Genomic DNA, 251 nt, shown 5'->3' with positions numbered 1-251 from the left:
GGATTAATTGCAATTTCAGAAAGCTCTCCTGTAAACCGAAAAGCAAACCATTTTTGCATTTGCCCACGATATTTATTGCTTAATGTGCACGCAGCAAGTTCTTGTGGAAAATCATAATCAAACCAATTTTCTGCTTCTTTAATCAACTTTACAGATCGAATACCCGTTTCTTCATAAAGTTCGCGATACGCTGCATCTAATGGTTTTTCATCTTCATCAATTCCTCCTTGAGGAAGCTGCCAACGATGAGA

The 251-nt window shown here is 37.8% G+C and carries 1 pseudogene; it reads right to left on the bottom strand.

The annotated features are described in order from the left end of the window. Positions 1-251: pseudogene (locus tag ACFINC_RS11570) on the bottom strand (RNA pyrophosphohydrolase); the annotation flags it as partial.

The sequence above is a fragment of the Bartonella sp. AP58NXGY genome, assembly GCF_042195785.1.
GTDB lineage: Bacteria > Pseudomonadota > Alphaproteobacteria > Rhizobiales > Rhizobiaceae > Bartonella.
The sequence above is the reverse complement of the archived record's forward strand: the minus strand, read 5'-3'. Positions and strand labels throughout refer to the sequence as shown.